The sequence below is a fragment of the Pantoea sp. Cy-640 genome (assembly GCF_011752635.1).
Lineage (GTDB): Bacteria > Pseudomonadota > Gammaproteobacteria > Enterobacterales > Enterobacteriaceae > Pantoea > Pantoea dispersa.
Map to the genome: position 1 here is coordinate 576,805 of NZ_VWXB01000001.1, position 13,446 is coordinate 590,250.

Annotated in this window: 17 protein-coding genes; 14 read left to right on the forward strand and 3 right to left on the reverse strand. The window is 49.7% G+C overall.

Annotated elements, in window-relative coordinates; translation table 11 throughout:
• Nucleotides 1–91 precede the first annotated feature (91 nt).
• The 3 genes from F3J36_RS02960 to F3J36_RS02970 are packed head-to-tail and all read left to right on the forward strand — an operon-like array spanning nt 92 to nt 1,422.
• Nucleotides 92–697: a Rha family transcriptional regulator gene (locus F3J36_RS02960; protein WP_166718866.1), complete on the forward strand. Its 606-nt coding sequence runs from the start codon at nt 92–94 to the stop codon at nt 695–697.
• A complete protein-coding gene (locus F3J36_RS02965) occupies nt 694–900 on the forward strand; it encodes a hypothetical protein (RefSeq protein WP_166718867.1) in 207 nt (68 codons plus the stop codon). The genes F3J36_RS02960 and F3J36_RS02965 overlap by 4 nt, the downstream gene beginning before the upstream one ends.
• A 12-nt stretch (nt 901–912) precedes the next feature.
• Entirely contained in the window at nt 913–1,422 is a 510-nt protein-coding gene (locus tag F3J36_RS02970; protein WP_166718868.1) for a terminase small subunit, read from the forward strand.
• Here F3J36_RS02970 and F3J36_RS02975 read toward each other — a convergent pair.
• The gene (locus tag F3J36_RS02975; protein ID WP_166718869.1) at nt 1,412–1,672 is read right to left on the reverse strand and encodes a hypothetical protein; all 261 of its coding nucleotides are present in this window, start codon (nt 1,670–1,672) and stop codon (nt 1,412–1,414) included. The genes F3J36_RS02970 and F3J36_RS02975 overlap by 11 nt on opposite strands.
• A 90-nt stretch (nt 1,673–1,762) precedes the next feature.
• On the opposite strand from F3J36_RS02975, the gene F3J36_RS02980 reads away from it, so the two are divergent.
• From F3J36_RS02980 to F3J36_RS02990, 3 genes are all read left to right on the forward strand, one after another.
• On the forward strand, nt 1,763–3,421 hold the full coding sequence (locus F3J36_RS02980; RefSeq protein ID WP_166718870.1) for a terminase large subunit: 1,659 nt from the start codon (nt 1,763–1,765) through the stop codon (nt 3,419–3,421).
• Nucleotides 3,422–3,562: 141 nt separating this feature from the next.
• Nucleotides 3,563–3,784 carry a superinfection immunity protein gene (locus tag F3J36_RS02985; RefSeq protein WP_166718871.1) on the forward strand — a complete coding sequence of 74 codons (222 nt, stop codon included), beginning with the start codon at nt 3,563–3,565 and terminating at the stop codon, nt 3,782–3,784.
• A gap of 111 nt (nt 3,785–3,895) precedes the next feature.
• Nucleotides 3,896–4,114: a hypothetical protein gene (locus F3J36_RS02990; protein WP_166718872.1), complete on the forward strand. Its 219-nt coding sequence runs from the start codon at nt 3,896–3,898 to the stop codon at nt 4,112–4,114.
• 30 nt (nt 4,115–4,144) lie between these two features.
• On the opposite strand, the gene F3J36_RS02995 is transcribed toward F3J36_RS02990, so the two are convergent.
• Both F3J36_RS02995 and F3J36_RS03000 read right to left on the reverse strand, forming a co-directional pair.
• Nucleotides 4,145–4,441, reverse strand: a complete 297-nt coding sequence (locus tag F3J36_RS02995; protein ID WP_166718873.1) for a hypothetical protein — start codon at nt 4,439–4,441, stop codon at nt 4,145–4,147.
• A 63-nt stretch (nt 4,442–4,504) separates the two neighbouring features.
• Entirely contained in the window at nt 4,505–4,894 is a 390-nt protein-coding gene (locus tag F3J36_RS03000; RefSeq protein ID WP_166718874.1) for a thioesterase family protein, read from the reverse strand.
• 272 nt (nt 4,895–5,166) lie between these two features.
• On the opposite strand from F3J36_RS03000, the gene F3J36_RS03005 reads away from it, so the two are divergent.
• The 8 genes from F3J36_RS03005 to F3J36_RS03040 all read left to right on the forward strand — a co-directional run bounded on the left by F3J36_RS03005 (nt 5,167) and on the right by F3J36_RS03040 (nt 13,385).
• Nucleotides 5,167–7,137, forward strand: a complete 1,971-nt coding sequence (locus tag F3J36_RS03005) for a phage major capsid protein (protein WP_166718875.1) — start codon at nt 5,167–5,169, stop codon at nt 7,135–7,137.
• A gap of 212 nt (nt 7,138–7,349) precedes the next feature.
• Nucleotides 7,350–11,081 carry a phage portal protein gene (locus tag F3J36_RS03010; protein WP_166718876.1) on the forward strand — a complete coding sequence of 1,244 codons (3,732 nt, stop codon included), beginning with the start codon at nt 7,350–7,352 and terminating at the stop codon, nt 11,079–11,081.
• On the forward strand, nt 11,078–11,407 hold the full coding sequence (locus tag F3J36_RS03015; protein ID WP_166718877.1) for a head-tail connector protein: 330 nt from the start codon (nt 11,078–11,080) through the stop codon (nt 11,405–11,407). The genes F3J36_RS03010 and F3J36_RS03015 overlap by 4 nt, the downstream gene beginning before the upstream one ends.
• Nucleotides 11,408–11,477: 70 nt before the next feature.
• On the forward strand, nt 11,478–11,651 hold the full coding sequence (locus tag F3J36_RS03020; RefSeq protein WP_166718878.1) for a hypothetical protein: 174 nt from the start codon (nt 11,478–11,480) through the stop codon (nt 11,649–11,651).
• A gap of 3 nt (nt 11,652–11,654) precedes the next feature.
• On the forward strand, nt 11,655–11,987 hold the full coding sequence (locus F3J36_RS03025; RefSeq protein WP_166718879.1) for a phage head closure protein: 333 nt from the start codon (nt 11,655–11,657) through the stop codon (nt 11,985–11,987).
• Nucleotides 11,980–12,465, forward strand: coding sequence for an HK97-gp10 family putative phage morphogenesis protein (locus F3J36_RS03030; RefSeq protein ID WP_166718880.1), 486 nt, complete (start codon nt 11,980–11,982; stop codon nt 12,463–12,465). Before F3J36_RS03025 ends, F3J36_RS03030 begins: the two co-directional genes overlap by 8 nt.
• Entirely contained in the window at nt 12,462–12,833 is a 372-nt protein-coding gene (locus F3J36_RS03035; protein WP_166718881.1) for a DUF3168 domain-containing protein, read from the forward strand. The genes F3J36_RS03030 and F3J36_RS03035 overlap by 4 nt, the downstream gene beginning before the upstream one ends.
• A gap of 51 nt (nt 12,834–12,884) precedes the next feature.
• Nucleotides 12,885–13,385: a phage tail tube protein gene (locus F3J36_RS03040; protein ID WP_166718882.1), complete on the forward strand. Its 501-nt coding sequence runs from the start codon at nt 12,885–12,887 to the stop codon at nt 13,383–13,385.
• Nucleotides 13,386–13,446: the final 61 nt, after the last annotated feature.

Genomic DNA, 13,446 nt, shown 5'->3' on the forward strand with positions numbered 1-13,446 from the left:
TAAATTTTTTTTTCGTCCTGAGAGACGATCTACGACAGCACGCCTTTCGTAGACTGTTTTTCACAAAGTGCAACCCCTTCACGGAAAAAATATGAGCATGAATCCTCTTTTTCTTCCTGCTGAAAATGTACCCACGATGACAAGTCTTGAGGTCGTGGATTTCATCAATCAGGTTCGGGAGCAAAAAGCTTCAGACGAAGCAATTAAGTATCCTTGTTCTAAGTACCCAAAGCTTTTGCATAAGAATTTTTTGCAAAAAGTGCCGAAAGTGCTCGGTTTATCATCGGCTAAATTTTTAGCCGATGATAATTTCGCCACTGGTAAGGGAGCTGTTAGCTCGCGTCAGATATACAAATTCCCCAAGCGTGAGGCCTGTTTGATGGCCATGTCATACGATTATGACGCTCAGGCGAGGGTTTTTGACCGGATGATCGAGCTGGAAGAACGCCTGAAAAGCGAAGAAATACAGATTTCTGTCAGCGATCAGGACTTTCACGCGTCAGCGATGGAGGAATATCAACATCGTTTGGTATTACTCGAACAACGATCTTTCCGTGAGCACGGTCAGAAGGGAAGCGGGTTAATGCAGCTCCGCAAAAAAGAGAAAAAAGAGCTTGAGGCTTTTTCAGAGAAAGTGAAGAAGCTTTCTCAGTTAACCCTCCCTGGGATCGACGATGAAAACAGGACGATCCAATGACACACATCGAATTTATTGAAGACCATCTGATAAAAGAATTATCCAAACTGGGATTTGATTCGACGGCGTGTCATATTGGCGCAAGAGAAGGCGTGAGTTATTTTCGTCGCGCTTCTCAATCCAGCCGGAAAGGTAAAATCTTCGACGACTGCTTGTTTCATGCAAAATTATTCGCAAAAAAACACGCATCAACAAAAAAATAAGCGAGAAAAACCATGTTAACGACTAAAAAACGGACTTTTGCGGAAGTCTTGATGACCGGAGAACACCGGACAAAGGCGGCGATTAAGGCCGGATACAGTGCGGCGAGCGCAAAATATAAAGGCTATGAACTCTCTAAAAATAAAGAGGTGTTAGCCTACATTGAACGTCTCAAAGCCTTAAATCCTCAGCCCGTTGAACCCGATCCTGAACCTGTTCCCTCCATTGAACCTGTTCAGAAGGCGAAGACCCCTCCGAAAGTCGATATCGTCAGCGAGACCATCCCTGAGGGCATTCTTGAGAAAGCCGCGATTGATGATCCGCTGGTGGTCATGCGTCGCATCATGAACGATAACCTTTACACCGATCCTAAGTTGTCATTGGATGCCGCCGCGAAGCTTGCGCCGTATGTGTCAGCCAAAATCGGTGAGGGTGGTAAGAAAGAACAGAAATCCAGCGCGGCGAAACTGGCGATCAATGCGTTTGCCTCGATGCAGCCGCCGAAGCTGGTGGTTAACAATTAGGTTTCTGGCCTAAAACGACCTCAGGCGCGTCTTTTTCCTGCTTAAACTGGCGTAAATAATCGGCCATTTCCTTAAAATCGCCGCCCAGGCGTTCAAATGTGCCGATCATTTCCATCTGATAAGGCAGCGGAAGAGGTGCGAAGAATAACCCTAAGGTGAATTTCACCAGCTCAAGCTGGCGGGTGACTTCTTCCATCGACTGATATTCCGTCTTTAGCTTGAAATCAGTAATGATTCGTTTCGAACGCATAATGTTTCTCTCATTCAGAAATGTCAGAAATTAACATGGCATCGACTTAAAGATTCTCAATCTGAGCGGTCTCTTTACTGGGGTCTTCATATGGAATGGCGTACAGATTGCCCGGACTGGGCTGAAAGGCTCATTAACAAGCAATCGATTATTCCCCCTCCTATTTATCCAGAGATAGCGAATCAGGGATTGGGGATCTTTAAACAGCTTCGGGTTTCTGACTTACCCGGCAAGCCGACATTCGGCGAATGTTCCGATCAGTTTGTGTTTGATTTCGTTCTGGCTATCTTTGGTGGGTATGATACAGAGACGGGCAATCAGAAAATCCGTGAATACGGGCTGTTAATCAGTAAGAAAAACACGAAATCCACCATTGCAGCCGGAATTATGCTCACGGCGCTGATCTTATGCTGGCGCGAGGACGAAGAACATCTGATTCTGGCTCCGACGAAAGAGGTCGCCGACAACAGTTTTAAACCCGCAGCGGCGATGATTCGATCGGATGATGTGCTGACCGACATTTTCCACGTTCAGGATCACACGCGCACGATTACCCATCGCGTCAACCGCAATTCACTGAAGGTGGTGGCAGCCGATACCGACACCGTATCGGGTAAAAAGTCAGGTCGCATCCTGGTTGATGAACTCTGGATTTTCGGTAAGCGCGCGAAAGCCGAATCGATGTTTATGGAAGCGTTAGGCGGTCAGGTCTCGCGTAATGAAGGCTGGGTCATCTTTCTGACAACGCAAAGCGACGAACCCCCCTCAGGTATCTTTAAACAAAAGCTCGATTACTGGCGCGATGTGCGTGATGGAAAAATCGAGGATAAAAAAACGCTCGGCATTCTTTATGAGTTCCCTCAGAACATGATCGAAAGCAAGGCGTATGAGAATCCCGATAATTTTTACATCACCAATCCGAATATCGGGCGTTCTGTCAGTCGTGAATGGCTCGAAGGCGAGTTTAAAAAGTACCGTCATAAGACGGATGGCACTTATCAGCAATTTCTCGCCAAACACCTGAACATTGAAATCGGTCTTAACCTGCGAAATGACCGCTGGGCTGGTGCCGATTACTGGCAAGGTCAGGAAGATAGCTCGATTTCATTCCAGTCTATCCTCAAACGTTCAGAGGTGATCTGTGTGGGCATCGATGGCGGCGGTCTCGATGACTTGCTGGGCTTAACGGTTGTCGGTCGATGTAAAGAAACCCGTCTCTGGCTCACCTGGTCATATGGCTGGGCAACGCGCAAAGCGATCGAGCGTCGCAAAAGCGAGGAGAGCCGCCTGAACGACTTTGTGACGGATGGTGATTTCACCATCATTGACGAGGTCGGTGAAGATTTTGAACAGATCAGTCAAATGGTCTTACAAATTTACCAGGCTGGATTACTCGATAAGGTTGGCATGGATCCGGCGGGTGTCGGAATGTTACTCGATGCGATGGTCGAAGCCGGAATTCCTCAGGAGTCGATTATTGGGATCAGTCAGGGCTGGCGATTAGGTGGGGCCATCAAAACCGCCGAACGCAAGCTTGCTGAGGGTGCCATGATCCACGCGAAACAGCCGCTGATGAACTGGTGTGTTTCAAATGCGAAGGTTGTGACGTCCAGTAATGCCATGCTGATCACCAAACAGGCGAGTGGGGTGGGTAAAATCGATCCGCTCATGGCCTTGTTTGATGCTGTGTCGCTCATGGCGCTCAATCCGGGACCGGTCAAAAAAGATTACGGGATTTTTTACGTGTAACCGCTCGAATGGATCCGTTTTTCTTTCTGTAAAGAGCACAATCCGCGCTTTAAACGCATTAAAAACACTTGAGTAGTATATACATAATATATACCATGAACATAAAGATTCATCAGGTGTTTTTTTGTATGAGGAAAAGTGATGACTTCGCTCTTTTTAACCTTGATTTTATTACCTCTGTATTTTCTGCCGACTTTCGTCGGTATCTTGCGCTTTCGCCTGAATATCTGGGCAATTATGTTGACCAATATTTTCTTAGGGTGGACTGTTATCGGCTGGATGATCGCTTTAATCTGGGCGATGTCTTACGACCATCATCAACAGGATGATAATGTTATCAATGCGTTAGAAAGAAGAAAATAAAGATTAAAATAACCTTAAGGCAATTGTCACAAATAATAAATCGCATGGATTATGAATTTTTAGGTTCGTTATTCGCTGACAATCGCCGTGTTCACACAGTAGGAGATGACAATGAATAAGACAGATTTAATTATTGACCTCGATATTATGCGCAAACACGGCGAATTTCACACGGAAACCCTGTTAGATAACATCGGGGTAAAACGCGGTCGCTCTATCCATATGCCGAACGTCAATTGCGCGGTGTATCTCGACTGCGAGTATGTGCCGGAATCCTTACCCTCTTATGTCCATCCGTATCGCTACGACTCAGAACGGTTTTGGGGATAAACGAAAGGGAGCCAACTGGCTCCCTTTTTTTTATGTCTCTTTCTGTTGTTTGTACGGATCCAGATTGTTGTTCTTACAGTGAGCCAGGTAGCTCCGAAGGGCGTCTAATCCTGCTGAGTGAATATCTGATTCGTAGTAAACGTAAAAACACGTCATGGCGCGCATGTTCTCAAATACCCCGACGAACATTCCCAGTTCTTCATCGAATTCGATTCGGGCAAGATGGTTATTAATCTTGTAATAACGCTTGCCGTCGATTTCTGTGTATTTTTTCAGTCTGGGAAGAGGAATGGATTTCAGTTTGTTGACGATTTTATGAATATTCATTCGATAAATAGCGTGTCCTGTCGTCAGATGGAAAGAAAAGGGCGAGGTTATCGCCCTTGAGGGTTATTTAAAATTTAACATATTCAGTAATTCAAACGGCACGTTCGGGCGGCCCCGCTCAATACAGGTACAAACGAACGTCGCTTCGGCGGCAATCTGACCGTTCACCGTCATCTGTTGAATCACGTTAATCCGGGTGGATTTTTCATGCTTCTCCAGATCGCAAGTGATGTCGACCTGATCGCCTCGCTTCACGCTGTGTTTGAATTTCAGTTGGTACTCCAGCACTACATACATCTTGCCTTGCTCAAAAAGCTGTTCGATGTCGATCCCCAGCGCTTCATACAAAAACGCATGACGCGCCCATTCGAAATAGAAGGGGTAATACAGACCATCCATGACCCCTTGAAAATCGATATGTTTCGGATCAACGGCATAACTCTTTGAGAACATGATACTTCCTTACGTCTTCAGAAGGGCGAATAAGACAAGAACAATCGCAAATCCGATCATCCCAAACGAAAGACGTCTGACGAGATCTCGTTTGTGGAAACGAGGCCGGATGATCCGCATCCGATAAGCTTTGTTTTTTCTTCTCAAAGGTCAGTCTCCAGGTCAAAACCGACACTCTCATAAAGAGAGATCGGCACCATAACAGAGACACACCCCAAAAAATTCACAATCTAAGCCCGCGATCGGGCTTTTTCTCAACAGGAAGACTCGCCATGAACCATCAGCGCGCGGTCAGTCTGTTGCAGTTAAAGGCGGTGAATGAAAACACGCGCACGATCACCGGAATCGCGACCACGCCGACACCTGACAGGTACGGCGATATCGTGATGCCGGACGGCGCTCAGTTCAATTTGCCTATCCCGCTGCTGTGGCAGCATGACCACCTTTCGCCGATCGGCCAGGTCACTTCCGCGCGCGTCACCGATGCCGGAATTGAAATCAAAGCGCAGCTCGCGCAAGCCGATGCACCCAGCCAGCTCGCCGCCCGTCTCGATGAGGCGTGGCAGTCGATTCGACTGGGTCTGGTGAAGGGTCTCTCAATCGGTTTTCGTCCGATCGAGTATTCGTATCTCGATGACGACGGGATCCGGTTCTCTTCATGGGAATGGTACGAGCTTTCTGTGGTGACGGTTCCCGCCAACGCAGAAGGCTCGATCAGTAACGTGAAGACCATCGACCAGGAATTGCGCGCCGCGTCTGGCAAACCGCCAATTCCCGCTTTACCGACTCACAGAGTCGTTCATTTGAATTCCCCGGCTGGCGCTTCAGCATTCATGACCAAATCCATTACTCAGAATAAGGAAAAACCAATGAATATTGGTGAACAAATTAAATCGTTTGAGGCGAAACGTGCTTCGCTTGATGCTGAACGCGCCGATGTGATGCAAAAGGCCTTCGATGAAGGTCGCACCCTCGATCTTGAGGAAACCGACAAATACGACGAACTGACAGGTGAGGTCAAAAGTCTTGACTCACACCTGAACCGTTTGCGCGATCTGGAACAACAGAAAGCAACCACCGCCAAACCCGTTCAACCCGCAGCGGGTGGAGACACCGTCACCACCACCAAAGCCGTGACCCCGCCGAATATCATTCACGTTGAAAAACCGCTTGAAAAAGGCATCGGCTTTGCGCGCATGGCGAAACTGCTTGCGGCATCCAAAGGCCTGAAGTCTGAGGCGGCGACGCTGGCGAAATACCAGTATCCCGACGACATCAAGCTTCAGTCTGTGATGAAAGACCTGATCAGCGCGGGTTCCACCTCCGATCCGAACTGGGCCGGCAATCTTGTGACCGTGCAGGATTACACCGCCGACTTCATTGATTTCCTGCGACCTCAGACCATCATCGGACGTTTCGGCGCGGGTGGCATTCCCGGCCTGACCCGTATTCCGTTCAACGTCCGCATTAAGGGTCAGACGTCTGGCGGTGCGGCGAACTGGGTCGGTGAAGGTAAAGCGAAACCGCTGACCAGCTTCGATTTCTCTCAGATCACCCTCGGCTTCACCAAAGTTGCCGCGATTGCTGTATTGACTGACGAGGTGATTCGTCTTTCCACTCCATCCGCTGATTCTCTGGTGCGTCAGTCGCTGGCCGATGCGGTCATTGAACGTCTGGATGAAGATTTCATCGACCCGGATAAAACCGCTGTCGACGGCGTGTCTCCGGCGTCTATCACCAATGGTGCCGCGTCTTCTGCGTCAACAGGTGTCCCGGATCAGGATGCGAACACCGCGCTTTCTGTGTTCATCGACGCGAACCTGTCACCAACAGGTGCCGTGTGGCTGATGTCATCCACTACCGCCCTGACCCTGTCACAGCGTAAAAACGCGCTGGGTCAGCGTGAATATCCGGATATGACCATGTTCGGCGGTACGTTCAACGGTCTACCTGTGATCGTGTCTCAGTACATCGATAACTCGCTGATCCTGGTGGATGCGCCAAACATCTATCTGGCTGACGACGGCGCGGTGGCCATCGACATTTCGACTGAGGCGTCTCTGGAAATGCAGAGCACTCCAACGCACGATTCCATCACCCCGACCCCGATCGAGCTGGTGAGCATGTTCCAGACAAACAGCGTCGCTGTTCGTGCGGAACGCTGGATCAACTGGCAGCGCCGCCGCGATGCAGCGGTTTCGGTTATCACCGATGTTGATTACAGCGTCACCGCTGGCAGTTAAGGAGACTGGCGGGGTTCGCCCCGCCTTATAACACCCATGACTGAAGTCCGTTATCTGAAAACGACCCACGACAGTTTCGCGGGTGAGAAGAAATTTATCCGGGGTGATCATGCCTTAATTCTTCAAATGGCCGGGTATGTCGAAATTCTTCACACCGTTCAAAAAAAACGCAAAGGCCGTCCTCCTAAACGTATTGAATAAGAGGTTTAAGAATGTTTAATTTTCTTCGGCGCAAGCCAAAAGAAGAAAACAAGGCGCTTCACTCGTTGCCCTCTGGCGCGTGGAGTCGGATTCTTGAACCGTATGCAGGAGCCTGGCAAGAAAACGTCGAGGTCAGATTAGACAGTGTTTTAGCGTATCCGGCGATTTTCAGTTGTATCTCGCTGATTTCGTCTGATATCGCCAAAATGCCGATTTCAGTCAGACGCCGTCAGTCAAATGGCGTATGGGTAAAGGGCAATAACCCTGACTTAAGTCCCTTACTGATTAAGCCAAACTTTTATCAAACCCCGATGCAGTTCTTTGAACTGTGGATGATTTCAAAACTCGCGCACGGCAACGCCTATATTTTAAAACTCAGGGACGGTGGCGGTCGCGTCACCCAGCTTCGCGTGTTAGATCCGCGACGCGTGATCCCCTATATCGCCGATGATGGCGAAATCTTTTATTCCGTGCTGACCGATGAACTGAACGGCTTGCAAGGTGGGTTGTTTGTGCCCTCCCGCGAGCTGATTCACGATCGGTTTAATACGCTCTTTCATCCGCTGTGTGGTCTCTCCCCGATTTATGCCTCTGGTCTTGCCGCCATCGGCGGTGAGGCGATGCTGAGAAATTCAGCCCATACGTTTAAGAACGGTGGCAAGCCTGGCGGGATCATCACCGTGCCGGGTTCTGTGGATGCCGATAAAGCGAAAGAAATTAAAGACAACTGGAACACAGGTTATTCGGGTGCCAACGCCGGAAAGACCGCGTTACTCGCTGACGGTGCCGCCTTTGTGGCCGTCGCGCAAACCGCGACCGATTCCCAGCTCGTTGAACAACTCAATTTGTCGAACCAGCTGGTGGCCGCAACGTTCCGTGTTCCCTTATACAAAATCGATTCCGGTCAGACCCCGTCTTATAACAATATCGAAGCTCTTGAACAGGCGTATTACTCACAATGCCTTCAGGTGCATATGACCGCGATTGAAACCCTCATTGCGGACACCTTCGATCTGAACGAACAAACCTGTGTCGAGTTCGACCACAGCCGACTGTTACGCATGGATACCGCCGCCCGTTACAAATCTTACGGTGACGGCATCGGTGCGGGATTCCTTGCACCTAATGAGGCGAGAGTCAAAGAGAATATGCAGCCTGTAGAGGGTGGGGATTTACCTTACCTTCAGCAACAGAACTATTCGCTGGAAGCCCTGGCGAAACGTGACGCACAGGATGATCCGTTCTCAACATCATCAGGTTCTTCACCTGACACCACACCCGATCCGAATGCCGATCCGAACGCTGACACGACGCCAACACCCGCAGCGGATCAGAACGACCCAAATCAACCTCCTTCGACTGATGACACCCGTGAGTTAAACGACTTGCTGACAAGGCCGGTCCCCTTTTTGGAAACCCCTATGATTACAGAAAGAGAACGCGGGTTCGCGGAAATCATCCGACAAGTTATCGATAAGAAAATCGATGAATCCCGCGAATTGTTTCAGCGTGAACTGAACGATTTGGTCACTGAGAAAGATAATATTATCGATGCTCAGGAAGAGGTGATTCGTGAGGACGAAGAGAAAGTCGCGGCGTTAAATAAAAAGGTCGATGACCTCTCCGACATCATTAAACAGCAAATGGAACGCATCACCGATCTTGAAAAAGACGCGGTCGACGAATCCGCGATTGCCGCGATGGTGTATGCACAAATCGAGGTGCCTGATGCACCTGTGTTACCGGATATCACGCAGATGGTAAAAGACGCCATCAGTCAGATCCCGATTCCACAGCCTGAACCCTTACCCGATATTTATGAAATGGTGTTAAAAGCGGTTCGGCTGGCACGCGAGGACGATCTGACCCCGACGGATATCGCGGAGATCGTGAAAAAGGCGGTCGATGAAATTGAACTGCCAGAACCTGAACCTTTTATTCCACCTGATATCAACGCCATCATCGATGAGGTGGTCGCGAATATCGTGATGCCTGAGGCTCCTGTGTTACCGGATATCGACGAAATGGTGAAAAATGCGGTCGCGTCGATTCGCCTTCCAGTGCCAGAACCAATGCCTGACGTGAAGCAGCTGGTGGAACGAGCGTTATCTGAAATGCCGCTCATTGAACCGGAACCGTTACCGGATATCGAACAGATGGTGAAAACGGCGGTCAGTCAGATTTCGCTTCCTCAACCTGAGCCGTTGCCTGACATTGAACGCCTGATTGCGCTTGCGCTTTCTGATATTGAGATCCCGCAACCTGAACCGCTTCCTGATATTGCCTCAATGGTCAGTGAGGCTGTGAGTCAGATCACCCTTCCACAACCGGAACCCTTACCGGATATCGAACGGATGGTCGAAATTGCGGTCAGTCACATTGAATTACCTGATCCCGAACCGTTACCTGATATAAAGGCGATGGTGTCAGAGGCCATCAGCATGATTCCGATCCCAGAGGCTGAACCATTACCTGATATTCAGAAAATGGTCAAAGACGCCATCAGTCAGATCGAGATTCCTGAACAGGAACCACTACCGGATATTGACTCTATGGTGAAAGAGGCGGTGAGTTTGATTCCATTACCTCAGCCGGAACCGTTGCCAGATATCCAGCGCATGATCGACGAGGTGGTGAGTCAAATCCGGCTCCCGGAACCGGAACCGTTACCGGATATTCAGGCGATGGTGAGTGAAACGATCGAATCGATGCCGGATCCGATGCCGGAACTCAAACAATTCCTGGCTGAGGCCGTCAAACAGATCGAGGTTCCACAACCCGAACCGTTGCCCGACATTCAGAAAATGATCGAAGAGGTCGTGTCAAACATTGAGATCCCGAAACAGGATGTCACTGCTGATGTCGAACGCATCGCCGCTGAGGTGGTCAAAGTCGCGGTCAGGTCTATCAAGGTGCCAAAACCGGAACCCCTGCCGGATATTGACAAGATGGTGAAAGACGCCGTCGCGGCGATTGAGTTGCCGCAGCCGAAAGAGCCTGAGCCGTTACCCGATTTTGGTTTTCTGATTGAACGTGCCGTTGCGGAATATCCGTTGCCGGAGCCTGAACCTTTACCGGATATTGAAAAAATGGTCAAAGATGCCGTTGCTGCCATTGAGATCCCGCAACCGAAAGAACCTGAGCCTTTGCCAGACATTCAGGCGATGATTGCGGGTGCCGTGGCCGGAATAGAATTCCCGTCACCGGAGCCGATTTCGCTTCCTGATTTCGACAAAATGATTTCTGAGGCGGTGACGAATGCCGTTAAATCAATTTCCTTACCTGAACCCGGAAAGGGAGAGGATGGGAAAGACGGCAAAGACGGGCTTCAGATTGAGGTGATCCCTGCCATCGACACCAACAAACGCTATCCTCGCGGGACATACGCCATTCATAACGGCGGGTTATGGCGCGCCTACCAGAACACATCGGGATTAAGCGGCTTTGAATGTGTGGTGAACGGACTAAATGACATTGATATCGATGTTTCTGATGACCGTCACTTTACCGTTCGCATGACTAAATCAAACGGTGAGACCGAAGAACGCGCCTTTGATATCCCGGTCATGATTTACCGCGATGTGTTCAAACCTGAGAAAACCTATTACCCCGGCGATTGTGTGACGTTCGCGGGTTCTATTTGGCATTGCTATGAAGAAACCTCAGACCGTCCGAACGATGTAGGTTCTAAGGGCTGGCGTCTGGCGGTGAAACGCGGTCGGGATGGGAGGAGTCGTGAATGATAGCCTTCGTGACGCTCGATGAGGCGAAAGCCCATCTCCGCATTGATACCGATGATGGCGATGATGATCTTCAGCAAAAAATCTATTCAGCCAGCGCATCAATTCTGGATTACATCCAGAGTTCACGCGATGTGCTGGTAGATGATGACGGGGAGGTGATCGAGGGCACTAACGAACTCGACAGGGTCAAGATGGCCACGCTGTTACTGGTGGGGATTCTGGATGCGTTTCGGAACGCAGAGGATGACACGATGTTTCAGCAAGGCTATCTCCCGTTCACCGTGACCAGCCTGATTTATTCATTGCGATCACCGACCATCATTTAAGGAGGAACTATGGCCTGTTCCGGTTGTGCCGCGCGTCGCGCGTGGATTAAGAAGATGGCCAGACTTGCCTATGAACGAACCTTCGGAAAACGAACTCATTCAGGTACTGATAAAACACACAGCGGCGATGGATAGACTAACCAAAGTCGTCGAAGGGTTGATCGGTATCATTTATACTGAATTCATTGAACCCGAAGATGATGATGTCGCTCAGACTTATCTGAATGGCAAGCCGCGAGGATAATCCATGTTTGCACGGATCTTGAAACATCGGCTTGAACTTCAACAGCCCCAAGAAGTTCAGGATCCAGTTACGGGCGATATTACTCTCGCATGGACAACGATAGCTTATGTGTGGGGCGAAGTCGCACCGTTATCGGGTCGTGAATTTATCGCCGCGCAAGCCGTGCAAACTGAAATTTCTGTCAGGATTACGATTCGTTACCGCAGTGATATTACAAACGACTGGCGAATTCTTTTTCGAAACCAAATTTATAATATCGCTGCTGTCTTGCCTGATCTTTTATCTGGCCTCGATTACATTACTTTACCGTGTACGGAGGGGCTGAACGATGGCTGATACCCTTGAATTCTCAATCACAGGTGTCGACGAGCTGTTAGGCAAACTCTTTACCGTCAGTGATGATGTACGTCGCAAAGGCGGTCGCGCGGCATTGCGTAAAGCAGGGAATATTATTGTTGAACGTGCCAAACGCAACGCCGAACGCGTCGACGATCCTCACACGGGGCGAAGTATCACCGCGAACATTGCGCTGAGGTGGAACGGTCGCGAGTTCAAACAGAACGGCAACATTGCTTTTCGAATCGGTGTCCTTCATGGTGCCGTGCTGGTTGATCATCCAGACCTGGGCGTGAATGCGCCCACGCCGCATTGGCGATTACTGGAATTTGGCACTGAAAAAATGCGCGCGCGACCGATTATGCGTCCAGCAATGGAATCCAGCCTGAACGATGTGATCCATACTTTCACCACCGAATATGAAAAATCGCTCGATAGAGCGATCAAACGTGCGCAAAAGAGGTCGACCCCCTCATGACGACGAGCGCTCCTGTCTTTGAAACGCTGTTTAAGAGCGCTGATTTGCTTGCGCTGCTCGGGCCAACTGTTATGCGTCTTTATGAGTTTGGTAATAAACCAGTTGTTCCGACTTATCCTTACGCGACTTACCAGAACTACGCCGGAGACGCTCAGCAATTTCTCGGTAACTTGCCTGACGTCGATTCATACTCAATTCAATTCGATATTTATTCGAAAGATGCCAGCTCGTTAAGAAGTATTGCGCTGGCCATGCGTGATGCCATCGAACCCCATGCTTATATCACCCGTTGGGGTATGCAGGGGATAGACGACGACTCAAAATGTTATCGCTATTCGTTTGATGTTGACTGGATGGTTCTTCGCTAACCCATCCGATAAACGCCGCCGCAAGGCGGTTTTTTTTCGTCTGGAGAAATTATGTCAGTCTTAACTCAAGGTACTCAGTTATACGTGTACAATAATGTGACGGTGGGCGAAATCGAATGTATCACCGCCTTTAACCCCGGTTCCTCTCCTGCCGACCAGATTGAAGACACCTGCCTGAGTGAAAAGAGCACCCGAACTTATAAGAAAGGCCTTCGCACCCCTGCCCAGGCCTCTCTCACACTTAATGCTGATCCGAACAACGCCAGTCACTTACTCCTGAGTAACCTGGCGGAGACGGCTGACCAGTCAGATCTGACCTTTGCGATTGGGTGGAGCGACGGCGAATCGGAACCGACCATTGATGACGCGGATTCTGATGATGCGGTTGACGGGCTGATCCTGCCTGCCGACCGCACCTGGTATGTGTTCAAGGGCTATGTGTCAGATTTCCCGTTTGATTTCCAGGCGAACACGGTGGTTCAATCAACCGGAACCATTCAGCGTTCAGGCGCGGGTGTATGGGTGCCGAAGACTGACGACGCCGGATCTTAAGCACAATTGGCCACTCCTCCTAAGTATATACAATGTATCATCTCTTTCATGAAATTGAAGG